Annotated in this window: 27 protein-coding genes; 2 read left to right on the top strand and 25 right to left on the bottom strand. The window is 72.0% G+C overall.

All coding sequences use genetic code 11. The annotated features are described in order from the left end of the window. Positions 1-186 (top strand): hypothetical protein (locus PLL68_RS01585; protein WP_324531002.1); only part of this gene is annotated, 186 nt, incomplete at its 5' end. 68 nt (positions 187-254) lie between these two features. Here PLL68_RS01585 and PLL68_RS01580 read toward each other — a convergent pair. The 12 genes from PLL68_RS01580 to pyrR form a co-directional block, all read right to left on the bottom strand. After that, positions 255-1,538 carry a bifunctional phosphopantothenoylcysteine decarboxylase/phosphopantothenate synthase gene (locus PLL68_RS01580; RefSeq protein ID WP_324531000.1) on the bottom strand — a complete coding sequence of 428 codons (1,284 nt, stop codon included), beginning with the start codon at positions 1,536-1,538 and terminating at the stop codon, positions 255-257. A gap of 26 nt (positions 1,539-1,564) precedes the next feature. Further along, the gene (gene rpoZ, locus PLL68_RS01575) at positions 1,565-1,834 is read right to left on the bottom strand and encodes a DNA-directed RNA polymerase subunit omega (RefSeq protein ID WP_159898947.1); all 270 of its coding nucleotides are present in this window, start codon (positions 1,832-1,834) and stop codon (positions 1,565-1,567) included. 17 nt (positions 1,835-1,851) lie between these two features. Further along, positions 1,852-2,418: a guanylate kinase gene (gene gmk, locus PLL68_RS01570; protein ID WP_324530997.1), complete on the bottom strand. Its 567-nt coding sequence runs from the start codon at positions 2,416-2,418 to the stop codon at positions 1,852-1,854. Beyond that, positions 2,415-2,729, bottom strand: a complete 315-nt coding sequence (mihF, locus tag PLL68_RS01565) for an integration host factor, actinobacterial type (RefSeq protein WP_324530995.1) — start codon at positions 2,727-2,729, stop codon at positions 2,415-2,417. The genes gmk and mihF overlap by 4 nt, the downstream gene beginning before the upstream one ends. Positions 2,730-2,804: 75 nt before the next feature. Further along, positions 2,805-3,656 (bottom strand): orotidine-5'-phosphate decarboxylase, encoded by an 852-nt coding sequence (pyrF, locus tag PLL68_RS01560; protein WP_324530993.1) that lies wholly within the window; start codon positions 3,654-3,656, stop codon positions 2,805-2,807. Then, on the bottom strand, positions 3,653-4,603 hold the full coding sequence (locus PLL68_RS01555; RefSeq protein ID WP_324530991.1) for a dihydroorotate dehydrogenase: 951 nt from the start codon (positions 4,601-4,603) through the stop codon (positions 3,653-3,655). The genes pyrF and PLL68_RS01555 overlap by 4 nt, the downstream gene beginning before the upstream one ends. Before the next feature lie 8 nt (positions 4,604-4,611). Continuing rightward, a complete protein-coding gene (locus PLL68_RS01550; RefSeq protein WP_324530989.1) occupies positions 4,612-5,502 on the bottom strand; it encodes a dihydroorotate dehydrogenase electron transfer subunit in 891 nt (296 codons plus the stop codon). Continuing rightward, a complete protein-coding gene (carB, locus tag PLL68_RS01545; RefSeq protein ID WP_324530987.1) occupies positions 5,499-8,810 on the bottom strand; it encodes a carbamoyl-phosphate synthase large subunit in 3,312 nt (1,103 codons plus the stop codon). The genes PLL68_RS01550 and carB overlap by 4 nt, the downstream gene beginning before the upstream one ends. Before the next feature lies 1 nt (position 8,811). Beyond that, positions 8,812-9,978 (bottom strand): glutamine-hydrolyzing carbamoyl-phosphate synthase small subunit, encoded by a 1,167-nt coding sequence (carA, locus tag PLL68_RS01540; protein ID WP_324530986.1) that lies wholly within the window; start codon positions 9,976-9,978, stop codon positions 8,812-8,814. Beyond that, complete coding sequence (locus PLL68_RS01535; protein WP_324530985.1) at positions 9,972-11,276, bottom strand: dihydroorotase; 1,305 nt, start codon at positions 11,274-11,276, stop codon at positions 9,972-9,974. Before PLL68_RS01535 ends, carA begins: the two co-directional genes overlap by 7 nt. Beyond that, on the bottom strand, positions 11,273-12,220 hold the full coding sequence (locus PLL68_RS01530) for an aspartate carbamoyltransferase catalytic subunit (RefSeq protein ID WP_324530984.1): 948 nt from the start codon (positions 12,218-12,220) through the stop codon (positions 11,273-11,275). The genes PLL68_RS01535 and PLL68_RS01530 overlap by 4 nt, the downstream gene beginning before the upstream one ends. After that, positions 12,217-12,807, bottom strand: coding sequence for a bifunctional pyr operon transcriptional regulator/uracil phosphoribosyltransferase PyrR (pyrR, locus tag PLL68_RS01525; RefSeq protein ID WP_324530983.1), 591 nt, complete (start codon positions 12,805-12,807; stop codon positions 12,217-12,219). The genes PLL68_RS01530 and pyrR overlap by 4 nt, the downstream gene beginning before the upstream one ends. A 233-nt stretch (positions 12,808-13,040) precedes the next feature. Between pyrR and PLL68_RS01520 the strand changes: the two genes are divergently transcribed. Beyond that, on the top strand, positions 13,041-13,265 hold the full coding sequence (locus PLL68_RS01520; RefSeq protein ID WP_324530981.1) for a hypothetical protein: 225 nt from the start codon (positions 13,041-13,043) through the stop codon (positions 13,263-13,265). A gap of 139 nt (positions 13,266-13,404) precedes the next feature. Here PLL68_RS01520 and nusB read toward each other — a convergent pair whose 3' ends face one another. The 13 genes from nusB to PLL68_RS01455 all read right to left on the bottom strand — a co-directional run bounded on the left by nusB (position 13,405) and on the right by PLL68_RS01455 (position 25,086). Next, positions 13,405-13,818: a transcription antitermination factor NusB gene (gene nusB, locus PLL68_RS01515; RefSeq protein ID WP_159898921.1), complete on the bottom strand. Its 414-nt coding sequence runs from the start codon at positions 13,816-13,818 to the stop codon at positions 13,405-13,407. Between the two features lie 3 nt (positions 13,819-13,821). Continuing rightward, positions 13,822-14,382 carry an elongation factor P gene (efp, locus tag PLL68_RS01510; RefSeq protein WP_159898919.1) on the bottom strand — a complete coding sequence of 187 codons (561 nt, stop codon included), beginning with the start codon at positions 14,380-14,382 and terminating at the stop codon, positions 13,822-13,824. Positions 14,383-14,517: 135 nt separating this feature from the next. After that, the gene (locus PLL68_RS01505; protein ID WP_324530978.1) at positions 14,518-15,429 is read right to left on the bottom strand and encodes a dioxygenase family protein; all 912 of its coding nucleotides are present in this window, start codon (positions 15,427-15,429) and stop codon (positions 14,518-14,520) included. 86 nt (positions 15,430-15,515) lie between these two features. Beyond that, the gene (gene aroB / locus PLL68_RS01500) at positions 15,516-16,592 is read right to left on the bottom strand and encodes a 3-dehydroquinate synthase (RefSeq protein WP_324530976.1); all 1,077 of its coding nucleotides are present in this window, start codon (positions 16,590-16,592) and stop codon (positions 15,516-15,518) included. Next, entirely contained in the window at positions 16,589-17,095 is a 507-nt protein-coding gene (locus tag PLL68_RS01495; protein WP_324530974.1) for a shikimate kinase, read from the bottom strand. Before PLL68_RS01495 ends, aroB begins: the two co-directional genes overlap by 4 nt. After that, positions 17,092-18,324 carry a chorismate synthase gene (gene aroC, locus PLL68_RS01490; RefSeq protein ID WP_324530972.1) on the bottom strand — a complete coding sequence of 411 codons (1,233 nt, stop codon included), beginning with the start codon at positions 18,322-18,324 and terminating at the stop codon, positions 17,092-17,094. Before aroC ends, PLL68_RS01495 begins: the two co-directional genes overlap by 4 nt. Before the next feature lie 24 nt (positions 18,325-18,348). After that, a complete protein-coding gene (locus tag PLL68_RS01485; RefSeq protein ID WP_324530970.1) occupies positions 18,349-19,032 on the bottom strand; it encodes a prepilin peptidase in 684 nt (227 codons plus the stop codon). After that, positions 19,029-19,850: a shikimate dehydrogenase gene (locus PLL68_RS01480; RefSeq protein WP_324530968.1), complete on the bottom strand. Its 822-nt coding sequence runs from the start codon at positions 19,848-19,850 to the stop codon at positions 19,029-19,031. The genes PLL68_RS01485 and PLL68_RS01480 overlap by 4 nt, the downstream gene beginning before the upstream one ends. Beyond that, a complete protein-coding gene (gene mltG, locus PLL68_RS01475) occupies positions 19,847-21,016 on the bottom strand; it encodes an endolytic transglycosylase MltG (protein WP_324530966.1) in 1,170 nt (389 codons plus the stop codon). Before mltG ends, PLL68_RS01480 begins: the two co-directional genes overlap by 4 nt. Beyond that, positions 21,013-21,531, bottom strand: a complete 519-nt coding sequence (gene ruvX / locus PLL68_RS01470) for a Holliday junction resolvase RuvX (RefSeq protein ID WP_324530964.1) — start codon at positions 21,529-21,531, stop codon at positions 21,013-21,015. Before ruvX ends, mltG begins: the two co-directional genes overlap by 4 nt. Further along, positions 21,531-24,221: an alanine--tRNA ligase gene (gene alaS, locus PLL68_RS01465; protein ID WP_324530962.1), complete on the bottom strand. Its 2,691-nt coding sequence runs from the start codon at positions 24,219-24,221 to the stop codon at positions 21,531-21,533. The genes ruvX and alaS overlap by 1 nt, the downstream gene beginning before the upstream one ends. Positions 24,222-24,367: 146 nt before the next feature. After that, entirely contained in the window at positions 24,368-24,724 is a 357-nt protein-coding gene (locus tag PLL68_RS01460; protein ID WP_324530960.1) for a hypothetical protein, read from the bottom strand. Continuing rightward, positions 24,724-25,086 carry a DUF948 domain-containing protein gene (locus PLL68_RS01455; RefSeq protein WP_159898897.1) on the bottom strand — a complete coding sequence of 121 codons (363 nt, stop codon included), beginning with the start codon at positions 25,084-25,086 and terminating at the stop codon, positions 24,724-24,726. The genes PLL68_RS01460 and PLL68_RS01455 overlap by 1 nt, the downstream gene beginning before the upstream one ends. Positions 25,087-25,174 lie beyond the last annotated feature (88 nt).

Genomic DNA, 25,174 nt, shown 5'->3' with positions numbered 1-25,174 from the left:
GACACGAGCGAGGCGACCGCCGAGGCCGACGGCGACCACCCGGCATCCGAGACCGGGGAGGTCGACGGGGAGCAGGCGGCATCCGAGACCGCGGAAGACGACGCGACGGCGGACGATCAGGGTTCGGACGAGTCGGACCGCGTGCCGGGGAGCGCGCGCAAGGCCAAGACCTCAGCCCGCCGCTGACCCCACCCACCCGCACCTTGGTGCACTCCAGCCACCTGCTTCGCGGTGGCTGGAGTGCACCACGTGCGTCAGAGGAGGTCGGTGACGGCGTCCCAGACCGCGTGCGCGACCTCGAGCTTGGTGGCCGGCCCGATGTCGGTCACGTGGTCGGTGCCGCGCTCGAGGATGTGCACGGTGTTGTCGTCCTGCCCGAAGGTGACGCCGACCCCCACCTCGTTGACGACGAGCAGGTCACAGCCCTTGCGAGCCAGCTTTGCCCGTCCGTGCTCGAGCACGGAGGCCTCGCCGTCGCCGGTCTCGGCGGCAAACCCCACGATGACGGGGGTGCTGGCGCTCCCCCGCGCCTCGACGAGCCCGGCGAGGATGTCGGGGTTGCGCACCAGGGTCACGACCGGGGCCGACTCGTCGGCGCTGCCGTCGGCCGCGGCCTCGTGGGACTTCTTGATCTTGTGGTCGGCATAGCTCGACGGGCGGAAGTCGGCCACGGCGGCAGCCATCACGACGACGTCGGCCCCGTGCACGGCGTGCGTGACGGCGGCCTGCAGCTCCAGGGCGGTCTCGACGGGAACGAGCGTGACGCCGGCCGGCACGGGCTGTGACGACGACGACACCAGGGTGACGTCGGCCCCGCGGTCGGCCGCAGCCTGCGCGAGGGCGTACCCCTGCTTGCCCGACGAGCGGTTGCCGAGGTAGCGCACGGGGTCGAGCGGCTCGCGGGTGCCCCCGGCGCTCACGACGACTCGAAGGCCCGTGAGGTCCTCACCCTTCCTGCCGGCAGCTTCCGGAACGGCGTCGGCCCGGTGTGGTGCCCGGTCACCGGCAGGCGTGGTCGGGACGATGCGGGCGCAGACGGCGAACAGGTCCTCGGGCTCGGGCAGGCGGCCGGGCCCGGTGTCGCTGCCCGTGAGGCGGCCGGATGCCGGGGGGACGATGTGTACCCCGCGCTCGCTGAGCGTCGCGACGTTGGCCTGGGTGGCGGCGTGCTCCCACATCTCGGTGTGCATGGCGGGCGCCATCACCACCGGGCACCGCGCCGTGAGCAGCACCGTCGTGAGCAGGTCGTTCGCCTGCCCGGTGGCCGCGCGGGCGAGCAGGTCAGCGGTGGCGGGCGCCACGACGACGAGGTCGGCCTCCTGGCCGATGCGCACGTGCGGCACCGCCGTGATGTCGGACCACACGTCGGTGTGCACCGGCTTGCCGGACAGCGCCGACCACGTGGCCGCGCCGACGAAGTTGAGCGCAGCCTGCGTCGGCACCACCGTGACGTCGTGCCCGGCCTCGGTGAACAGCCGGAGCAGTGACGCGGCCTTGTAGGCGGCGATGCCACCGGCAACGCCGAGGACGACCTTCACGCTCGCACCCCGGCGCCCACGTCAGGTCAGCCCTGGGACGGCGTGGGGGTCGAGGTCAGCAGGCCCTCGTTGATCTCGCGAAGGGCGATCGACATGGGCTTCTCGTGCACCTCGGAGTCGACGAGCGGCCCGACGTACTCGAGCAGGCCCTCCTGGAGCTGGGCGTAGTAGGCGTTGATCTGCCGGGCCCGCTTCGCGGAGTAGAGCACCAGGGAGTACTTGGAGTCGGCGCGCTCGAGGAGCTCGTCGATCGGGGGGTTGGTGATGCCGATGGGGTCGGCCACGGTTCCGGACACGCTGGATCTCGCTTCGCTCAGGTGGGAGGGGTTCTCATCAATGATACGAGTTCCTCGGCCGCCCGGTGGACGTCGTCGTTGAGGACGGTGACATCGAACTCGCTCGCGGAGGCCAGTTCGACCCTCGCGGTGGACAGTCGGGCCTCGCGTTCCTCCTCACCCTCGGTCCCCCGGCCGACGAGCCGTCGCACGAGTTCGTCCCACGTCGGCGGCGCGAGGAAGACGAACAACGCCTCGGGCATCGTCTCGCGAACCTGACGGGCGCCTTGGAGGTCGATCTCGAGCAGGGCCGGCCTCCCGGCCGCCAGGGCCTGCTCGACCGGGCCCCGGGGGGTGCCGTACTTCGCGCGGCCGTGCACCACCGCCCACTCGAGGAGCTCGCCGTCGCGCACCATCGCGTCGAAGTGCTCGTCGTCGACGAAGTGGTAGTGGATGCCGTCGATCTCGCCGGGTCGCGGGCGGCGGGTCGTCGCGGACACCGAGACCCAGACCTCGGGGTGGTGTTCGCGCACGTAGGCCGCCACCGTGCCCTTGCCGACCGCGGTGGGTCCCGCGAGGACCGTCAGGCGCGAGGGGGCACTCACCGTCCGAAGCGCTCGATCAGGGCGGCGGCCTGGTTCTGGCCGAGGCCGCGCACGCGGCGGCTCTCGGAGATGCCGACCTCCTGCATGATCTGTCGTGCGCGGACCCGGCCGACGCCGGGCAGCGACTCCAGCAGGGCGGAGACGCGCATCTTGCCGACGACCTCGTTGGTCTTGCCGGCGTCGATCACCTCGGCGAGCGAGAGGCCCGAGTGCTTGAGGCGGTGCTTGACCTCGGCGCGCTCACGCCGGGACGCCGCCGCCTTGGCCAGGGCGGCGGAACGCTGTTCGGGGGTGAGCGGCGGAAGTGCCACAGGTGCGTCCTTCGGCGACATGCGGGGCCATCTGCATCAGCACCCGACGGGGAGTGGTTCGACTCTAGCGCTGGCTCACAGGGCAGCACGTACGCTGTCGGCGTCACGTGCCGCGGCGGCGGCGAGCGCCTGCACCGACGGCCCTGCGGAGAGCACCGAGCGCGACACGTTCGGCAGCACGTTGCCCACGGCGTCACCGAAGACCGCGCGCAGGTCACCGGGGCCGGCACCCTGCGCACCGAGCCCCGGTGCGAGGAGGGGGGCGGCGCTGGAGGCGAGGTCGAGACCGAGGCGCGTCACGGCATCCCCGACGGTCGCGCCGACGACGAGGCCGACGTGGCCCATCTCGCCCCGTGCGGCAGCCCCGGCGTTGTCGGCAGCAGCACCGGCGACCACCGCGCCGGCGACCGAGCCCTGCGGCGTCTGCGCGTGCTGAACCTGGGGACCCTCGGGGTTCGACGTCAGCGCGAGGACGAACACCCCGCGCCCGGTGGCGGCGGCGACGTCCAGGGCCGGGCGCAGCGACCCGTAGCCGAGGAAGGGACTCACGGTGAGGGCATCGGCACGACCCGGCCCCTCGTCGGAGAGGAATGCCTGCGCGTACGCCGCCATGGTCGAGCCGATGTCGCCACGCTTGGCGTCCAGGATCGTCAGCGTCCCGGCGTCGCGCAGGTCAGCGAGCACCCGCTCGAGCACCGCCACACCGCGCGAGCCGAACACCTCGAAGAACGCCGACTGGGGCTTGACGACCGCGACGCGCCCCGCGAAGGCCTCGACGCACGTCATCGCGAACCGCTCGAGCCCGGACAGATCGACCGGCAGCCCCCACGCCTGGAGCAGCGCGGCGTGCGGGTCGATGCCGACGCACAGCGGGCCGTGCGCGTCCATGGCGGCGCGCAACCGCACGCCGAACGGGTCGAGACTCATGGCGAAACCATCCTGTCGTGGGCGATGCCGACGACGTCGGCGAAGCGGGTGAACCCGTGGCGGGTGATCTCGGCCTCGAGCTCGTCGACGACCCGGCGCGGGCGCGAGGGGTCGTTGAACGTCGCGGTGCCCACTTGCACGGCGCTGGCACCGGCGGCGACGAGCTCGAGCGCATCGCGCCCGGTGCGCACTCCCCCGACCCCGATGAGGGGTGCGGTGGGCAGGCGCCCGTCGCGCATCGCCGCCGTGACCTGCCACAGGGCGCGCACGGCGACGGGGCGCACGGCCGGGCCGGACAGCCCACCGGTGACCCCAGCCAGCTGTGGTCGCAGCAGGTCGGTGTCGATGACCATGCCGAGCAGGGTGTTGATCATCGTCAGGCCGTCGGCCCCGGCGCCGAGCGCGGCATCCGCGATGGTCACGATGTCGGTGACGTCCGGGGTGAGCTTGGCGAAGATCGGCGTCGCCGCCGGGAGCTTGTCGCGAACGAGTCGCACCACCGCGTCGGACGAGACGGGGTCGCACGCGAACACCAGGCCGCGGTTGGCGACGTTGGGGCACGAGATGTTGACCTCGACCCCGACGACGGCCGCAAAGGCCGGGCTGTCGGCGAGGCAGGCGGCGACCTCCCCGAACTCCGCGGCGGTGTTGCCGGCGATCGACACGAGCACCCGAGCGCCCACCGAGGCCAGCCAGGCGAGGTCGTTCTCGACGAATGCCTCGATGCCGGGCCCCTGGAGCCCGATCGAGTTGAGCATGCCGGATGCCGTCTCGGCCATCCGCGGGGTGCCTCGCCCCGAGCGCGGCGCGGCCATGACCGTCTTGGTGACGAAGGCCCCGAGCTCGGACACCGGGAAGAAGCGGTTCAGCTCCTGGCCGTTCGCGGCGCAGCCGGATGCCGTCATGACCGGGTTGGGCAGGGTGAGCGCACCGAGCGCGGTGCTCATGTCCACCATCAGTGGCCCCCCGCCTGCGGCGCGCCGAGGGTGTCGGCCGGCACCCGGCAGATGCCGTCGCCGAAGGCGTCCCAGCGCACGCGGTCACCCCGGAACACCGGGCCGTCGACGCACGAGCGCACCATCTTCGTCACGCCGTCCTCACCCGTGATCGGCAGCACGCAGGTCATGCACACCCCGATGCCGCAGGCCATCGACTCCTCGACGGCCACGTGGGCCACGGCCCCGTGGGCGGTGGCGATGTCGGTGACCGACTTCAGCATGGCCATCGGGCCGCAGGCGTACACGACCGTGGCGTTGGTACGGTCGATGACGTCACCGAGCACGACGGACACCCAGCCGCGGCGGCCGATCGAGCCGTCGTCGGTGGTCACGGTGACCCCGTCGGCATCTCGGCGGGCCAGCGAGGCCCCGAAGATCCGGTCCTCGGATGCCGCGCCGAGCACCATCTCGACGTGGCCGGCACGGGTGCGCAAAGCCTCGGCGAGCCAGAAGAGCGGCGCGGAGCCGTAGCCACCCCCGACGAGCACGCAGGCCTCAGGCTGCTCGGGCAGGGGGAACGGTCGCCCCAGGGGTGCCACGACGTCGACGGGGTCACCGACGCGCACCTCGGTCAGCCACGTCGTTCCGGGCCCGTGCGCGGCGATGACCACCTCGATGGTGCCGAGGCCGACATCCACCCGATGCAGGGAGAAGCACCGGCGCAGCAGGTTGGCCGAGGTCGGCCCGCCGACCGCGAGGGCGACGAACTGCCCGGGAGAGGCGAGCTCCGCCACCCCGGGGGCCGAGATCACCAGGTGGCGGTAGGCACCGACGGGGTCGTTGGCGACGACGCTGCCGACGACCTGGGTGACCCCACCCGCCGCCGGGGCGACGCTGGCCGCGCTCACGCCGGTGCCTGCACGCCGTAGAGGTCGAGGTCGGCGGCGTGCTGCTGCAACGGGGTGACGTCGAGGTCGCCGGTGATCACGGCCTCGATCGCCTGCACCGCAGCTGCCAGCTGCTGCACCGTCGTGATGATCGGTTTGTCCATGGCGGTCGTGGCCGCCCGGATGGCGTAGCCGTCGGCCCGGGCGGACGCGCTCGGCCCGCTGGGGCTGTTGACCACCATGTCGACCTCACCGGCGTTGATCCAGTCGACGATCGAGCGCCCCTCGGGGCCGCGCTCGGCGTGCTTGAGCACGACCTCGGCCTCGATGCCGTTGCGGCGCAGCACGTCAGCGGTGCCCGACGTCGACACGATCCGGAAGCCGAGGTCCAGCAGGCGCTTGACCGGGAAGATGATGGCCCGCTTGTCGCGGTTGGCCACCGATACGAACACCGTTCCCGTCGTGGGCAGCCCGCTGATCGCACCGAGCTGGGCCTTGGCGAAGGCCCGGCCGAAGTCGGTGTCGATGCCCATGACCTCACCGGTGGAGCGCATCTCGGGGCCCAGCAGGCTGTCGACGACGAGCCCGTCGGCGGTGCGGAAGCGCTTGAAGGGCAGCACGGCCTCCTTGACCGACATCGGCGCGTGGGCCGGCATCCGACCACCGTCGGTGTGCGCCGGCAGCAGCCCCTCGTCACGCAGCTCGGCGATGGTCGCGCCGAGCATGATCCGGGCGGCCGCCTTCGCGATCGGCACCCCGGTCGCCTTGGCGACGAACGGCACGGTCCGCGACGCGCGCGGGTTGGCCTCGAGCACGTAGAGGATGTCCTGCGCGAGCGCGAACTGCACGTTCATCAGACCCCGCACCCCGATGCCCTCGGCGAGCTTGCGGGTCGAGACCCGCACCCGCTCGAGCTCGCTGTCGCCGAGGGTGACCGGCGGCAGCGTGCACGAGGAGTCGCCGGAGTGGATGCCGGCCTCCTCGATGTGCTCCATGATCCCGCCGACATAGATGTCGACCCCGTCGTAGAGCACGTCGACGTCGATCTCGATCGCGTCGTCGAGGAAGCGGTCGACGAGCACGGGGTGCTCCGGGCTGGCGATGGTGGCCCGCTCGACGTAGCCGGAGAGCGTCTCGTCGTCGAAGACGATCTCCATGCCGCGACCGCCGAGCACGTACGACGGACGCACGAGCACCGGGTAGCCGATCTCCCGGGCGATGTCGACGGCCTCGTGGGCGCTGTAGGCCGTGCCGTGCTTGGGCGCGGGCAGGTTCGCCTCGTGCAGCACGCGGCCGAACGCGCCACGGTCCTCGGCGAGGTCGATGGCCTCGGGTGACGTGCCGACGATCGGCACCCCCTCGGCCTTGAGCGCCTTGGCCAGGCCGAGCGGGGTCTGGCCACCGAGCTGGACGATGACCCCGGCGATCGGGCCGGCGTGCCGCTCGGCGTGGACGACCTCGAGGACGTCCTCGAGGGTGAGCGGCTCGAAGTACAGACGGCTGCTCGTGTCGTAGTCGGTGGACACCGTCTCGGGGTTGCAGTTGACCATGACGGTGTCGTAGCCGGCGTCGCGCAGGGCGAAGCTGGCGTGCACGCAGGAGTAGTCGAACTCCACGCCCTGCCCGATCCGGTTGGGACCTGACCCGAGGATCAGCACGGCGGGCCGCTCACGGGGGGCGACCTCGTTCTCCTCGTCGTAGGTGCTGTAGTGGTAGGGCGTCTGGGCCGCGAACTCGGCGGCGCAGGTGTCGACCGTCTTGAAGACGGGGCGCACCCCCAGGGCGTGGCGCACTCCGCGCACCACCGCCTCGGGCATGGCACGCAGCCCGGCGATCTGGGCGTCGCTGAACCCGTGGGTCTTGGCCAGCCGCAGCAGCTCGGGGGTCAGTTCCGGGGCTGCTGCGACGGCATCCGCGATCTGCTCGATGAGGGCCATCTGGTCCAGGAACCACGGGTCGATGCCCGTGGCCTCGTGGACCTCCTCGACCGAGAGCCCACCGCGCAGTGCCTGCTGGACGAAGATGATGCGGCCGTCGGTCGGGCGGGTGGCCACGGCGAGGATCTCTCGGGCCTGCTCGGTCGTGGGGCGTTCGCCGTCCCAGTGGAAGCTGCTCCCCTTCTTCTCCAGGGACCGCAGCGCCTTCTGCAGCGCCTCGGTGAAGTTGCGTCCGATGGCCATCGCCTCACCGACCGACTTCATCGTCGTCGTCAGCGTGTCGTCGGCCGCGGGGAACTTCTCGAACGCGAACCGCGGCACCTTGACGACGACGTAGTCGAGCGTCGGTTCGAAGGATGCCGGGGTCTCTCGCGTGATGTCGTTGCGCACCTCGTCGAGGGTGTAGCCGATGGCCATCTTCGCCGCGATCTTCGCGATCGGGAAGCCGGTGGCCTTGGACGCCAGCGCCGAGCTCCGAGAGACGCGGGGGTTCATCTCGATGACGATGAGGCGCCCGTCGGCCGGGTTGATCGCGAACTGGATGTTGCAGCCGCCGGTGTCGACCCCGACCTCGCGGATGATCGCGATGCCGACGTCGCGCAGGCGCTGGTACTCGCGGTCGGTGAGGGTCAGCGCGGGGGCCACGGTGATCGAGTCGCCGGTGTGCACGCCCATCGGGTCGAAGTTCTCGATGGAGCAGACGACGACGACGTTGTCGGCGTGGTCGCGCATCACCTCGAGCTCGTACTCCTTCCAGCCCAGGATCGACTCCTCGAGGAGCACCTCGGTGACCGGGCTGTACTGCAGGCCCGCACCGGCGATGCGCACGAGCTCGTCCTCGTCGTGGGCGAACCCGCTGCCGAGGCCCCCCATGGTGAACGAGGGTCGGACGACGACCGGGTAGCCGAGGTCGTCGGCCGCGGCGAGCACCTCACCCATGGTGTGGCAGATGACCGAGCGGGCCGACTCGGCGCCGCAGCGCTCCACCACGCCCTTGAACTTCTCCCGGTTCTCCCCGAGCTCGATCGCCTCGACGTTGGCCCCGATGAGGGGCGCGTCGTACTTCTCGAGGACACCGCGCTCGTGCAGCTCGATCGCGCAGTTCAGCGCGGTCTGCCCACCCAGGGTGGCGAGCACGGCATCCGGTCGCTCCTTGGCGATGATCTTCTCGACGATCTCCGGGGTGATCGGCTCGACGTAGGTCGCGTCGGCGAACTCGGGGTCGGTCATGATCGTCGCGGGGTTGGAGTTGACGAGGATGACGCGGATGCCCTCCTCCCGCAGGACGCGGCACGCCTGGGTGCCGGAGTAGTCGAACTCGCAGGCCTGACCGATGACGATCGGTCCGGAGCCGATGACGAGCACGCTCGTGATGTCGTCGCGCTTGGGCACCTCAGGCCACCTCTCCCTGCGTGGTGTCGGGTGTTCGGGACGCCTGCATCAGGTCGACGAACCGGTCGAACAGGTAGGCGGCGTCGTGGGGGCCGGCCGCGGCCTCCGGGTGGTACTGCACCGAGAAGGCGGTGAGCTGCTCGCCCTGACGCACCTCGAGACCTTCGACGACGTCGTCGTTGAGGCAGACGTGGCTGACCGCGACGCTGCCGAACTCGGTCTCGGTGACCGTGTCGAGCGGCGCGTCGACGGCGAACCCGTGGTTGTGCGCGGTCACCTCGACCTTGCCGGTCGTGCGGTCCATGACCGGCTGGTTGATGCCGCGGTGGCCGTACTTCAGCTTGTAGGTGCCGAACCCGAGCGCCTTGCCGAGGATCTGGTTGCCGAAGCAGATGCCGAAGTAGGGGATGCCGTCGCGCAGCACGGCGCGCAGCAGGTCGGCCTGGCGCTCGGCGGTGCTCGGGTCGCCGGGGCCGTTGGAGAAGAACACCCCGTCAGGGGCGATCGCCCGGATCTCCTCGATGGTCGTGGTGGCGGGCAGCACGTGCACCTCGATGCCGCGCTGCGCCATCATCGTCGGCGTCATCGCCTTGATGCCGAGGTCGACCGCGGCCACGGTGAAGCGCCTCTCCCCCACCGCCGGCACGACGTAGGCCACCTGGGTCGCCACCTGCTCGGCGAGCGCCGCGCCGGTCATCGACGGTGCGTCGATGACCTGGGTGAGGAGCCGCTCGCGAGGTGCGCTCGCGGCATCCCCGGAGAAGATGCCGGCGCGCATGGCGCCGCGCTCGCGCAGGTGCCGGGTCAGCGCCCGGGTGTCGAGGTCGCAGATGCCGACGACACCCTTCGCGTCGAGCTCGTCCTCGAGGGAGCGCTGGGAGCGCCAGTTCGAGGGCCGCAGGGCAGGGTCGCGCACGACGAAGCCGGAGACCCAGATGCGACCGGACTCGTCGTCCTCGTCGTTCCAGCCGGTGTTGCCGACGTGGGGGGCCGTCATGACGACGACCTGGCGGTGGTAGCTGGGGTCGGTGAGGGTCTCCTGGTAGCCGGTCATGCCGGTGTTGAAGACGGCCTCGCCGACCGTGCTGCCGCGATGGCCGTAGGCCCGGCCGGTGAACGTGCGGCCGTCCTCGAGCACGAGGACGGCGGGCTCGCGGGTGGTCAGCATGAGGTGGGCGCTCCTTCGTGCGCGGTGACGCGACCGCGCAAGATCGTCGTGCGGACGGCGCCGGTGAGGCTGGCGCCGTGCCACGGGGTGTTGCGGGACAGGGACTGCGAGGAGTCCCGGTCGACGGTGACCGAGGCTGTGGGGTCGACGAGCACGAGGTTGGCGGGCTCGCCGGGGGTGATCGGGCGGCCGTGGTCGGCCAGCCCGGCGATGGCGGCCGGGGCGACCGACATCAGCCGGGCGAGGTCGCTCCACGGCAGGCGGCCGTCGGCGACGAGCAGGTCGTGGACGACCGCGAAGGCGGTCTCGAGCCCGAGCATGCCGAACGCGGCGTCGACGAACGCGTGTTCCTTGTCGTGCCGCGCGTGCGGGGCGTGATCGGTGGCGATCGCGTCGATGGTGCCGTCGAGCAGGCCCTCGACCAGGGCCGCCCGGTCGGTGTCGGGGCGCAACGGCGGGTTGACCTTGAAGACCGGGTCGTAGCCGGCCAGCAGGTCGGTGCCCAACGCCAGGTGGTGCGGGGTCACCTCGGCGGTCATCGCGATGCCCCGGGCCTTGGCCCAGCGGACGACGTCGAGGCCCTCTGCCGTGCTGACGTGGGCGACGTGCACCCGCGACCCGGTGTGCTCGGCGAGCATCGCGTCGCGGGCGATGATGCTCGCCTCGGCCACCGCCGGCCAGCCGGGCAGGCCGAGCCGTCCGGAGGTCTCGCCCTCGTGGCAGCAGGCCTGCGGCCCGGCCAGGCTCGGGTCCTGGCTGTGCTGGGAGATGACACCCCCGAACGCGCGCACGTACTCCAGGGCCCGGCGCATGACCCGGCCGTCGGCGACGCAGCGGCCGTCGTCGGAGAACACCCGAACTCGGGCCCGGGAGCGGTGCATGAGGCCGAGCTCGGCGAGCTCGGCCCCGTCAAGACCCTTGGTGACGGCCCCGACCGGCACGACGTCGACGAGCCCCGCGGCGGCGCCGAGGTCGCGGATCCGCTCGGCGGCCTCGGCGGTGTCGGTGACCGGGTTGGTGTTGGCCATGGCGAGCACGGCGGTGAACCCGCCGACGGCCGCGGCGCGCGAACCGGAGGCGATCGTCTCGGCGTCCTCGCGGCCGGGTTCGCGCAGGTGGGTGTGCAGGTCGACGAAGCCGGGCAGCAGGACCAGCCCGTCGGCGTCGAGCCGCTCTGCCCCGGAGCGCGCGTCGGCTGCGGCATCCGCACCGACCGCGGCGACGAGGCCGTCGCGGACGAGCACGTCGGCGCTTCCTCCGCCGAGGACGTCGGCACCGATGACCAGCAGGTCACTCATGCCGCCACCCCCTCTCCGGCGAGCAGGTGGTAGAGGACGGACATCCGCACCGCCACCCCTGCGGAGACCTGGTCGAGCACGAGGCTGCGGGCGGCGTCGGCGGCGTCGGCGCTGATCTCCAGGCCGCGGTTCATCGGGCCGGGGTGGCAGATGACGGCGTCGGAGTTGGCGTCGGCCAGGGCTCGCAGGCGGTCGCGGGTCAGCCCGAAGCCGACCGTGTACTCGCGTGGCGTGGGGAAGAAGCCGCCGCTCATCCGCTCGCGCTGCACGCGCAGCATCATGACGGCGTCCGGCCCGCTCGCGAGCACGGCGTCGAGGTCGTCGGAGAGGGTGAGGCCGTCGGCGGCAGCCCACGGGCGGATGCCGCTCGGCATCAGCGTCGGAGGGGCGACGAGGGTGACCCGGGCGCCCAGGGTCCGCAGCATGATCGCGTTGGAGCGGAACACGCGGCTGTGGGTGAGGTCGCCGACGATCGCGACGTGGGCACCGTCGAGGTCTCCGAGCCGCTGTTCGATGGTGTAGGCGTCGAGCAGGGCCTGGGTCGGGTGCTCGTGGGTGCCGTCGCCGGCGTTGATGACGCTGGCGTCGACCCACTGCGCCACCTGGTGGGCGGCGCCGCTGGCCATGTGGCGCATGACGATGGCGTCGACGGCCATGGCGTCGATGGTGCGCACGGTGTCGCGCAGGCTCTCACCCTTGCTGGCGCTGCTGCCCTTGCCGGTGATGTTGATGGTGTCGGCGCTCATCCACTTGCCCGCGATCTCGAAGCTGCTGCGGGTGCGGGTGGAGTCCTCGAAGAAGAGGTTGATGATCGTGCGCCCACGCAGCGTGGGCAGCTTCTTGACGTCGCGGCGCTGCACCTCGTGCATCTCGGATGCCGTCGCGAGCAGCATCCGCACGTCGTCGCGGGTCAGGTCGGCGCTGGAGAGCAGGTGGCGGTTCATCGGGCGTCACCCCCGGCGATCCGCACGACGTCCTCGAGGCCGTCGTGCCCGGCCAGGCGCACCTGGACCTTCTCGGCGTGGCTGGTCGGCAGGTTCTTGCCGACGTGGTCGGCCCGGATCGGCAGCTCGCGGTGGCCGCGGTCGACGAGCACGGCCAGTCGCACCGCGCGAGGACGGCCCAGATCGGAGAGCGCGTCGAGGGCTGCGCGGATGGTGCGCCCGGAGTAGAGCACGTCGTCGACGAGGACGACGACCTTGTCGTCGATGCCGCCGCTCGGGATCTGCGTGTGCATCGGGGCCCGAGTGGGCTGGTGGCGCAGGTCGTCGCGGTGCATGGTGATGTCCAGGCTGCCCACGGGAACCTCAGCGCCCTCGACCTCGCGGATGAGGTCGACGAGCCGGTTGGCCAGCTCGACGCCTCGACTGGGGATGCCGAGGACGACGAGATCATCAGGCCCCTTGTTGTGCTCGAGGATCTCGTGGGCGATACGGCGCAGGGCCCGGGCGACGTCACTCGCAGTGAGGACGGTACGGCCGTCGGGGTCGAGGGGTTGTCCGGGGGGCACGATGCTGTCGGCGCGCGTCATGACGCGGACCTCCTTCCCTGCCTCACGGGACAGGTCGTTAAAGGATGTCGGTTGGTGCGCGAACCACTGTACGGGGTCCGCGGCCGAGCCCCTGACGAGGTTCGCGTGCCGGACACCAGGTCCGGATGATGGACTCACATAACGCGATGCTATGCCTGACAAAACATTTCGTGATCTACTGGCTCGTGTGAGGCGCCAGAGCGGGGCCTCCCCCACCCGAGAAGGAGGCCATCGTGCAGACGTCCGTCCAGCCCCTCACCCAGCGTGACGCGTCGTGCGCCGATACCTCACGGGCGTCAGGTGCCCTCGACGGCGGCGACGTCGGCCCGGCGGCGGTCGTGGCTCCCATGCGAGCGCAGCTGTTCCCCCCGCGCGACGCCGACGCCGAGACCCGTCGGCGCTGGCTGGCCAGCTCACCGTGGCCGGAGGTCGTCTTCGCGTCCGCCGGCGCCACCTGAGCCGCAACCCCGTCCGCGCCTTCGACGGTGCGATCGCCCACTACCAGGTGGGGCTCAAGATCGGCTTCCGCCTCGAGGAGTGACCCGGGGTCGAGGTGATACCGCTCGCGAATCCGTGCACCCGGGGTTCGAATGCGGCTCAGGCCAGGGTCGGCTTGACCTCGACCAGGCGGCCCAGGAGGCCGTTGACGAACTTCGGGCTGTCATCGGTGGACAGCTCGGTGGCCAGCCCCACCCACTCGCTGATCGCGACGGCCTCGGGGACATCCGTGGAGTAGAGCACCTCGTAGGCGCCCAGGCGCAGGATCGAGCGGTCGACGGCCGGCATCCTGGCCAGGGTCCAGCCCTGTGAGTACGTCGCGATCAGTTCGTCGATCTGGGTCCAGTGCTCGACGACCCCGCTGACGAGGTCACCGGTGAACTCCGACAGCGGGGCTTCGGTCACGGGAGCGGCCAGCCGCTGCCGCAGCAGCTCACCGACGTTGACCTGGCGCTGCTCGGCCTCGAAGAGCAGGTCGAGCGCGCGCTTGCGGGCCTTGGTGCGGGCGGCCACGGGTCAGCTGACCCGACCGAGGTAGGAGCCGTCGCGGGTGTCGACCTTGACCTTGGTGCCGGTCTCCAGGAACAGCGGAACGGCGATCTCGGCGCCGGTCTCGAGCGTCGCCGGCTTGGTGCCGCCGGTAGAGCGGTCGCCCTGGAGGCCCGGCTCGGTGTACGAGATCTCGAGGACGACCGACGCGGGGAGCTCGATGAACAGCACGGTGCCGTCGTGGCGGGCCACGATCGCGTCCTGGTTCTCGAGCATGTACTTGGCGGCGTCACCGACGACCTCGGGGCTGACCGCGATCTGGTCGTAGGTGTCACCGTCCATGAAGATGAAGTCGGTGCCGTCGTTGTAGAGGTACTGCATGTTCCGCTTGTCGACGTTCGCGGTCTCGACCTTGACACCGGCGTTGAAGGTCTTGTCGACGACCTTGCCGCTCATGACGTTCTTCAGCTTGGTGCGCACGAAGGCCGGGCCCTTGCCGGGCTTGACGTGCTGGAACTCGACGACGGTCCAGAGCTGGCCCTCGAGGTTGAGGACGAGGCCGTTCTTGAGGTCGTTGGTCGATGCCACGGGTGGATCTTCGCTTTCGTCGACGCCGGTCACCGCGCCCCGGTTGCGGGCAGGCAGCACCCCGGCGAGGGGTGGGGAACCGCACGAGTCTATCGCGCGATGCCCCCCACCCCGTCCCCCGCCGGGCCGCCCCCCTCAGATGGCGATCGTGAGGTTCGCGACGTAGCCGGACGCGGTGTCGCCCGTCACGGTGGCCAGCTGGTGGATGCCGCCGTCGTCACCGAAGACCATGTCTCGCGTCAGTGACGTGCGGGCGAGGTTGTCGGCGCTCGACACGTACGTCGCACCGTCCGCGTAGACGGCCTCGCACGCCGCCTGTGGCAGTGCGATCTGGCTGGTCTTGACGATCTGACCGTCGCTCGTCGCCTCGGAGGTGCTGCGGTAGACCTCGAAGTGGATGTGCGGCCACCGCCCGTCGTAGCAGCCGGGGAAGATCGTGGTGAAGCTGGCCGTGCCGCTCGCGTCGGTGGGCTGCACGCCGCGCAGGTAGTTCTCGTTCTCCACTCCCGGGGAGTACATCGAGTAGCGGCCCTGGGCGTCGGCGTGCCACGCGTAGACGGCGACGCCCTCGAGCGCTGCGTACCCGTCGGCTGAGTTGAGGACGGTGAGGTTCACGGCGAGCGGGACGCCGGCGGCAGTCGTCGTCGAGGTCCCGAACGACGAGGAGATGTCCTGCCGGACGATCCCGGAGTCGTCGAGCACGTCGGCGCCGTTGCTGCCGTCACCCGGGTAGGGGCCTGCCGTCTCGTCGGGCACGACGGAGTCGACGGCGGCGGCGGATGCCGTCGCGCCGCCGCCCGCGCTCGTCGTGGCGGTGGCGGATGCCGTGGGTGCCGTGGATGCCGTGGATGCGGACGTTGCGGATGACGCGTCGGAGCAGCCGACGAGGGCGAGCAGGCCCGCACCGGAGAGCAGGCCGAGCGCGGAGCGCCGGGCCAGCAGGGTGCGCACGTCGAACTCGAGTCCGCGGTCGTGGTCTGGGTGGACGCCGGCCTCGGGGCCGGCGGTCGAGGGCGGTGGGGCAGCTGGCTGCGTCTGGGTGCTCATGGCGAGAACCCTGCTGGAGCCCGCCATGACCCGTCCGTGCACCTGCTGTGGGCCACCTGTGCGCCCGCGCACCCGCGGTGTGCCGCTCAGCGGCAGAGGTCGTCGTAGGCGGCGCGCAGCAGCGCCTCGTCCGGGCCGACGAGACGCGTGGGCGCCCCGATGTCCTCGAGGACGATGAAGCGCAGCACCGAACCCCTGGTCTTCTTGTCGCGCTGCATCGCCGTCGCCAGGGCGTCCCAGTGACCCGCCTCGTAGGTGGTGGGCAGGCCCACCGAGGTGAGGATCGCGCGGTGGCGCGCCACGGCATCCGCCGTGAGGTGCCCGGCCCGGTGGGCCAGGTGCGCGGCATAGGTCATGCCGATCGCCACCGCCTCACCGTGCCGACGGCGGTAGCCCTCGACCTGCTCGACGGCATGCCCCAGGGTGTGTCCGTAGTTGAGGATCTCGCGCAGCCACGACTCCTTGAGGTCGGCGGCGACGACCTCGGCCTTCATCGCGATGGCCCGCTCGACGAGCTCACGCATCGCGGGCCCGTCCGCGCGGGTCGCCCCGTCGGGGTCGCCCTCGACGAGCTCGAGGATGCGCGGGTCGGCGATGAACCCGGCCTTGACGACCTCGGCGAGGCCGGCGACGAGGTCAGGTCGGGGCAGGGTGGCGAGGGCATCGAGGTCGCACAGCACGCCGGCCGGCTCGTGGAAGGACCCGACGAGGTTCTTGCCCTCGGCCGTGTTGATCCCGGCCTTCCCGCCGACGGCTGCGTCGACCATCGCGAGCAGGGTCGTCGGGACGTGCACCACGGCGACCCCGCGCAGCCACGTGGCCGCGACGAAACCGGCGAGGTCGGTGACGGTGCCCCCACCCACCGCCACCACGGCATCCGAGCGGGTGAACGCGTGCTGACCCAGCGTGGCCCACAGGCCCGCCGCCACCTCGGCGGTCTTGGCCACCTCGTTGTCCGGGACGGCAGTCTCGTGCACGGTCAGCCCGGCCTCGCGCAACCGGTGGACCACCGGGGCTGCCAGACGGGCCAGCGACTCCGGCCGCACGACGAGAACCTGCCGGACGTCCCCGGAGAGCAGGTCGGTGACGCGGTCGGACACCCCGTGGCCGACGACGACGTCATAGGAGGTTCCGACCGGGATGACGGTCGCCGGCGCCGTCACGACGCCCCCAGCAGGGTGGCGATCTCCTCGGCGACGGCGTCGGGGGTGCGTCCTGCGGTGTCGACGCGGTGGGTCGCGACCCGCTCGTAGACGGGCCGGCGCTCGTTCATCAGGCGCACCCACGACGCCCGAGGGTTGACCGCGAGCAGGGGGCGGCTCTGGTCGAAGCCCACCCGCTTGGAGGCATCGGCGATGCCGACGTCGAGGAACACGACGACCTGCCCGGCGAGCACCTGCTCGGTCAGGGGGTCCACGGGGGCACCGCCGCCGAGCGCCAGCACACCGTCCTCCTGCTCGACCGCACGGGCCACCTCGGCCCGCTCGAGCTCACGGAAGGTGGGCTCGCCGTCCTCGATGAAGATGTCCGAGATCGAGCGGCCCGCAGCCGCCTCGATCGCGGCGTCGGTGTCGTGCAGCGGCAGCCCGAGCCGTGCGGCCAGCGCCGCCCCGACGGTGCTCTTGCCCGACCCGGGTGGCCCGATGAGCACCACCCGCGGGCTCATTCGTCGTCCCAGGTGCGCATCGAGGCCGGGATCGCGGCCAGGTACGACGCGTGGTTGCGTGCCGTCTCACCGACGGAGTCCCCGCCGAACTTCTCCAGGCAGGCCTCGGCCAGGACGAGCGCGACCATCGCCTCGGCGACGACCCCGGCCGCCGGCACCGCGCAGACGTCGGACCGCTGGTGGATGGCGCGTGCGGGCTCGTCGGAGGCGACGTCGACGGTCTGCAGGGCCCGGGGCACCGTCGAGATGGGCTTCATGGCCGCGCGCACCCGCAGCAACCCGCCGACCGACATGCCGCCCTCGGTGCCGCCGGCCCGCCCGGTGCGCCGGCGGATGACCCCGTCGGGACCTCGCTCCATCTCGTCGTGGGCCACGGAGCCGCGCCGGGTCGCGGTGCGGAAGCCGTCGCCGACCTCGACGCCCTTGATGGCCTGGATGCCCATGAGGGCCCCCGCGAGCCGCGCGTCGAGGCGCCGGTCCCAGTGCACGTGCGAGCCCAGGCCCGGCGGCAGCCCGGTGACGACGACCTCGACCACTCCCCCGAGGGTGTCGCCGTCCTTGTGCGCGGCGTCGACCTCGGCGACCATCGCCGCGGAGCCAGCGGCGTCGAAGGCCCGGACCGGGTCGGCGTCGAGCGCCGCGACGTCGTCAGCGGTCGGCAACGGTGCGTCCTCGGCGACGCCGGCGGCACCGATGGCGACCGTGTGGGACACGAGGCGGATGCCGTACGCCTGGTCGAGGAAGCGGGCCGCCACCTCACCGAGCGCCACCCGGGCGGCCGTCTCGCGGGCCGACGCCCGCTCGAGCACGGGGCGCGCGTCGTCGAAGCCGTACTTCTGCATGCCGACGAGGTCCGCGTGGCCGGGGCGGGGCCGGGTGAGCGGCCGGTTGCGGGCGATCTCCTTCTCGGCGTTGATGTCGTTCGCCGCGGCGAGGTCGGCGGCTGCGACGGGGTCGGGGCTCATGACGGTCTGCCACTTGGGCCACTCGCTGTTGCCCACCCGGATCGCGATGGGCGAGCCGAGGGTCACGCCGTGGCGCACCCCGCCGAGGAACTCCACGTCGTCACGCTCGAAGGACATCCGGGCCCCGCGGCCGTGGCCGAGGCGGCGGCGGGCCAGCGCCCGGGCGAGGTCGTCGCTGGAGACGACGACTCCGGCGGGCAACCCGTCGATCGTCGCGACGAGGGCGGGGCCGTGTGACTCCCCGGCGGTCAACCAGCGCAGCATGGCCAGAATCCTGTCACGCGACGCTCAGCCGCCCGACAGCACGGTCAGGATCCGGGATGTCGCGGCGATGCCCACCCACGCCCCGAGGCACATCGCCGGGCCGTACGCGATCGACGACTTCAGCCCTGCCCGGCCGAGAACGAGCAGCGCCGCAGCGGCCACCCCGCCGATCAGGAACCCGGCGGCCAGCCCGATCACCAGGTGGGCTGCGCCGAGCCACCCGAGCAGCGCCCCGATCAGGGGCGCCAGCCGCACGTCTCCCCCGCCGACACCACCACCGGGCAGCACCGCCAGCACGAGGTAGGCCACCCCCATGACGACGAACCCGACGACGGCGCCGAGCCAGCGCCGGTCCCCGGACGCGAGGGACGCGACGCCGAGGAGCCCGAGGATGCCCCAGCCCGTGGGGACGACGAGACCCACCGGAAGGCGGTGCACGTCGAGGTCGATCCAGATGAGGCCGACGCTCAGCCACGCGAAGAGCAGGTAGGCCGGCAGGGCTGCCCACCCCGCGAGGTCGCCGACGGCCCAGGCCGCCACCGCCGACAGCGCACCGCACAGCAGCCCGGGCCACCAGTTGCGCCCCACCGCGTGCTCGGCCTCGTCCTCGGGGATCCGGTAGCCGCCCGTCGCGAGCTGCTGCCCGGTGAGGTGGCCGACCACCCCCATGACCAGGGCAGCGGCCACGACCACCCACCACGGAGTCATCGCCGGGCCAGGGCCGCCCGACCTGCGGCGGCCATCTCGGCCACCGGGGCGTCGTGCCCGGTGAAGAGACGGAACTGCTCGGCCGCCTGGTGCACGAGCATGTCCAGGCCCGACACCACCGTCATCCCGGCGGCGGCCGCGGCCCGCGCCGGGGGCGTGGGCCAGCCGTCGTAGCCGACGTCGAGCAGGATGCCGTGGTGCGCCGCCGGGACCGTGGCGGCGACCGCCTCGGCAGCCGTCGCGGGCAGGGTGGAGACCACGACGTCGTCACGGGTGCTCACCCAGGGCCCGAGGTCGGCCACCGAGCCGTTGCGGATCCCGATGTCCAGCCCGAGGGCCCAGCTCAGCAGGTCGGCCGCCTTGGCCGTGTCGCGGGCCCGCACGGTGAGGGTCGTGATGCCGAGCTCGGCCAGGGCGAGCACGGCCGAGCGGGCGGTGGCGCCGGACCCGAGCACCAGGGCTCGGGTCACCCGGTCGGGCAGGTGCGGCCGCAGCGCCTCGATGACCCCGACGACATCGGTGTTCGTGGCGTCCCACCCTGCGTCGGCGCGCCGCACCAAGGTGTTGACGGCCCCGGACCGGGTGGCCACGGCATCCACCGTCGTGGCCAGCGCACCGGCGACCTGCTTGAGCGGCATCGTCAGGGACAGGCCACGCCAGGAGGTGTCCAGGCCGCCGACGAACCCGGGAAGTGCGTCGGCGTCGACCTCGTGGGCGGTGTACTCCCACCCGGTGAGCCCGGCGGCCAGGTACCCGGCCCGGTGGATCACCGGCGACAGCGAGTGAGCGATCGGTGAGCCGAGGACGGCAGCCCTCACAGCCCGCAGTCCTTGGGCTTCTCCTTGCAGTACGCGGTCAGTTCACGCACGTTCTTGTTGTGGTCGTCCAGGGTGACCCCGTACTTGGTCTCACCGGTGATGGGGTTGACGGCGACGAAGAAGAACCACGGGCCGTCCGCGGGGTTCGCGGCGGCCTTGATCGACGCCGCGCCGGGGTTGCTGATCGGGCCCGGCGGCAGCCCGGGGATCAGTCGGGTGTTGTACGGGTTGCTGGCGTCGTTGAGCTCGGCCTCGCTGGGGAACAACGACCTGCGCTGAGCCCCGTAGGACACCGCCGCGTCCGACTGGAGCAGACCGTAGGTCGGCGCCCCGTCGGTTTCCAGCCGGTTGAGGAACACCCGGGCGATCTTGGGTCGGTCCTCGTCGAGCTTGGCCTCGGCCTCGACGAGCGAGGCGAGGATGAGCACGTTCTCGCGGTCCTTCGGGGCCACCCCCGCGGTGTCGAGCACCTTCACGGTCTGGGCGACCATGGCCGCGAGCTGTTCGGCGGCCGTGGAGTTCTCGGGGAACTCGTAGGTCGAGGGGGCCAGCCAGCCCTCGACGTTGCCCTCCGCCTCGGCGGGCAGGCCGATCGCCCGCGCGTCCTTGGCCGCAGCGGCGTACTCCTTGACCGGGATGCCGGTCGACTTCGACAGCACCTCGAAGGTCTCGGTGGCCCACAGACCCTCGCGCACCGTCGTGCCGGAGGTGATCCGGTTGGCCGGGTCACCGAGGACCGCGAACGCCTCGGCGGCCGTCATCCCCTTGAGCAGGTTGTACCTGCCGGGCTGGATGGCCGCGGCCCGCTCGGGGTCGGACCGAGCGACGTCGATGTACGCACCCCTGGTCTTCACCACGCCGGCGTCCCGCAGCGTCGTCGCGATGTCCTCGCCGGTCTCCCCCGGGGTGACGACGATCTCGACCGCACCCTCCCCGGGGCCGGGGAAGTCAGCGGTCTCCGAACCGCCACCGTTGAACACCGAGGACAGCACCGGCTTGATCACGCTCACGGCAGCCCACGCGGCACCGCCGAGCAGGGCGAGCGCGATGAGCAGCACCAGCCAGCGGCGGTTGTTGCGCTTCGCGTGGCGGTGGTGCCCCCGACGCCGCGTGGGCGGCGGCTCGGGCTCACCGAAGATCGTGTGGGAGACGTCGCCCTGCGTCACGGGTTGACATCCTTCGTCCGTGGCTTGCGCCGTCCGATCCGGACCTGTTCCCCGGGTGGGGATCCGGTGGTGCGCTGGGTGTCCAGGGCGTTCTGGAGGATCAGCACCGCAGCGGCCTGGTCGACCACCGCGCGCTGTCGCCGACCGGAGACACCGCTGTCACGCAGCGTGCGGTGGGCATCGACACTGGTCAGGCGCTCATCGATGAGACGCACCCACACCGGCGCGATGCGCGCCGCAACGACGGAAGCATACTGGCGCGCCTTCGCTGCGCTCGGACCCTCGACACCGGACATCGAGCGGGGCAGGCCGACGATCACGCCGACCGCGCCGAGTTCGGTGACGAGGCCGGCGATCGCGGTGACGTCCGGGTCCTGCGGTGACACGGCGGCATCCGGGTCCCGGGCCAGCGTCGCCACCGGGGTGGCGAGGATGCCGTGCGGGTCGCTGCGGGCGACGCCGACCCGCACGGTGCCGACGTCGACACCGATCCAGGTCCCGGACGGCTCCGGCATCAGCCGGCGAGCTCCCCGACGCGCCACTCCACCGCGGACAGGGCCTCGCCGACCTTGGCGACGTCCTGCCCACCGCCCTGGGCGATGTCGTCCTTGCCGCCACCACCGCCGCCGAGGGTCGTGGCCGCCACCCGGACGAGCTCACCGGCCCGGATGCCGCGGGCCCGGGCCGCCTCGTTGGTCGCCACGACGACGACGGGGCGCCCCTTGGCCGCACCCGTGATGGCGACGACGACGGGGCTCTGGTTGCCGAGGCGACCCCGCAGGTCCATGACCATCGTGCGCACGTCGTCAGCGCCGGCATCCCCGGCGTCGTGGCCGAGGAAGGTGACCCCGTTGACGTCGCGGGCCTGCTCGGTGAGGTTGCCCGCGGCCGCCGTCACGGCCTCCTTGCGCACCCGCTCGAGCTCGCGCTCGGCGTCCTTGAGCCGGGTGACCATGGCCCCGATGCGGTCGGTGAGCTCGTCGGGGCGCGCACCGACGAGGCCGCTCAGCTCGGCGACGATCGCTCGCTCGCGTGCCAGGAAGCGCAGCGCCTCCATGCCGACGAAGGCCTCGACGCGCCGCACACCGGACCCCACGGAGGACTCACCGGTCAGGGTGAGGGCACCGACCTGGCTGGAGTGCTGCACGTGGGTACCGCCACACAGCTCACGGCTCCACTCGCCGCCGATCTCGACGACCCGCACGTCCTCGCCGTAGGTCTCGCCGAAGAGCGCCAGGGCGCCGATCTCGCGGGCCTTGGGCAGCGGCATGTACGTGGCCGACACCGGCAGGTCACGACGGACCGCCAGGTTCGCGACCTCCTCGATCTCGCTGCGGGTGGCCGCGGACAGCGCCTGCCCCCAGGCGAAGTCGAGTCGCAGGTAGCCGGGCTTGTTGTACGACCCGGACTGCAGGGCCGAGGGGCCGAGCACCTGGCGCAGGGCAGCGTGCACGACGTGCGTGCCGGAGTGTGCCTGGCAGGCCGAGAGCCGCCACTCGGGGTCGACCTGGGCCAGCACGCTCGTGCCGGTCTGCAGGCCACCGGTCACGACCTCGACGGTGTGGGCGATGAGGCCCTTGACCGGCCGCTGGACGTCGATGACCTTCAGGTGCACACCGTCGGCCGTGATGATGCCCTCGTCGGCGATCTGACCACCGGACTCGGCGTAGAAGGGGGTGCGGTCGAGCACGACCTGGCCCTGCTGGCCGGGGGCGATCTCCTGCACGGCCTCGCCGTCGACGACGAGGCCGACGACGGTGGCCTCACTCGTCAGCTCCTCGTAGGCGCGGAAGTCGGTCGCGCCGCTGGCCCGCAGGTCACGCCAGACCTCGGTGTTGGCGTGCCCGGCCTTCTTGCCCTTGGCGTCGGCCCGCGCGCGTTCACGCTGCTCGCGCATCAGGCGGGTGAACCCGTCCCGGTCCACCTCCAGGCCCTGCTCGGCAGCCATCTCCAAGGTGAGGTCGATGGGGAAGCCGTAGGTGTCGTGCAGCGCGAAGGCCTGCTCCCCCGCGAGCGTGGAGCCCCCGGCATCCTTGGTGCGGGCGACGGCGGTGTCGAGGATCGTCGTGCCGGCGGCCAGGGTGCGGCGGAAGGCGTCCTCCTCGGCGTAGGCGATCTGGGCGATCCGGTCGAAGCCCGTGGCCAGCTCGGGGTAGGAGTTCTGCATCCGCTCCAGGGAGACCGGCAGCAGCTCCGGCAGGCACGGGTCCTCGTAGCCGAGCAGGCGCATCGAGCGCACCGAGCGGCGCAGCATCCGGCGCAGGACGTAGCCACGGCCCTCGTTGCCGGGGGTGACCCCGTCACCGATGAGCATGAGCGCCGAGCGCACGTGGTCGGCGACGACCCGCAGCCGGACGTCGTCGGGGTGGCTGGACCCCGCGGACTGGCCCGAGTGCTCGCCGTAGCGCTTGCCGGTCATCTCGGCCGCGCGGGCGATGACCGGATAGACCTCGTCGATCTCGTAGAGGTTGTCGACTCCCTGGAGCAGGGTGGCCATGCGCTCCAGGCCCATGCCGGTGTCGATGTTGCGCTTGGGCAGCGGGCCGGAGATGTCGAAGTCGTCCTTGGCGCGGACCGCCGAGAGCTCCTCCTGCATGAACACGAGGTTCCAGAACTCGAGGTAGCGGTCCTCGTCGACAGCCGGGCCACCCTCGAGCCCGTACTCCGGGCCACGGTCGAGGTAGATCTCGCTGCACGGGCCGCCGGGGCCGGGGACGCCCATGTGCCAGTAGTTGTCGAGCTTGCCGCGCCGGGTGATCCGCTCGACGGGGATACCGATCGTGTCACGCCAGATGGCGAAGGCCTCGTCGTCGTCCTCGTAGACGGTCGGCCAGATCTTGTCGGCATCCAGGCCGTAACCACCCTCGGCCTGCGAGGTGGTGACCAGCTCCCACGCGAGGGTGATGGCACCTTCCTTGAAGTAGTCACCGAAGGAGAAGTTGCCGTTCATCTGGAAGAACGTCCCGTGCCGTGAGGTCTTGCCGACCTCCTCGATGTCCCCGGTGCGCACGCACTTCTGCACGCTGGTCGCACGGTCCCACAGCGGGGTCTCCTGGCCGAGGAAGTAGGGCTTGAACGGCACCATCCCGGCGTTGACGAACAGCAGGTTCGGGTCGTCGTGGATGAGCGGCGCGGAGGGGACGACGGTGTGGCCGTTCTTCTCGAAGAAGGCCAGCCAGCGGCGCCGGATCTCAGCGGTTTCCATGTCTTCTCAGTCCTTGGGAGTCATCGGTGCCACCGGGGTGCGGGCACGCGTCATCGTATGCCGGGATGCTCTCGGCGGCGTTCGGTCGTTCGGTGGGTCGGGGTCGTGATCGGTGCGCCCCGCGCGGCGGTGGGGGCTGGCGGCCCCTACTGAGCTCGCTCGCCCGTGGGGTCGAGCAACAGCGCCTTCGCCTCTTCCGGGGTCAGCGAGCGCCCCGGGTCATCGGCCCCCAGCGCGGCGGCGGAGTGGGTGCGGGGCCGGCGGTCGTCGTCCCAGCCCGCGGTGACGTCGAGTCCGGGGGTGCTGACACCGCTGGCGTGGCGCGGGGCACGGGTCGTCGCGTCGGTGAGCACGGCCACCTCGATGGCCTCGCGAAGCTCGGCCTCGCGCCGGGCCGAGGCCTCCTTGACCGTGGCCACGAACCGCTGGGTCGCCGGCATCCGCCACACGGCGTAGCCGATCCCGACCGCCGCAGCCGTGAGCACCACGGTGCGCAGCCTCATCAGCGTGCCTTCTTCAGGCCCGACACGGCCGTGCGCACGCCGTAGCTGAACGCCGCCACCTTGATCAGCGGTGACCCGACGGTGGCCGCGGCCACCGAGGTCAGCGCCGAGGCGTTGGTCGTCATCGTCGACACCGAACTCGTGATGGTGTCGACCCGGGTGAGCTGGTCGTTGGTGAGGGTCACCGTGTCGGTGAGGCCCTTGAGGGTGGGCTGCACGTTCTCGCTCGTCGTGCGCAGGCTCGCCGCGGTCTCGTCGAGGATCGTGCTCGCACGCCCCAGCAGCGCGGCCAGCCGAACCACGAGGTACGCGAACGCGAGCGCGGCGATGATCGCGGCAATTCCTCCGAGCGTCCATTCCATGGGCGCGACCCTACCGCCCCGCACCGTGTCGTCAGCGTCCGAGGCGGCCCTTGAGCCACGTCCAGCGCTCCTGGAGCCGCGCCTCGAA

Origin of the sequence: Ornithinibacter sp. (genome assembly GCF_035443565.1) — a bacterium.
Taxonomy (GTDB): domain Bacteria; phylum Actinomycetota; class Actinomycetes; order Actinomycetales; family Dermatophilaceae; genus Fodinibacter.
This window is presented reverse-complemented; position numbering and strand designations above follow the sequence as displayed.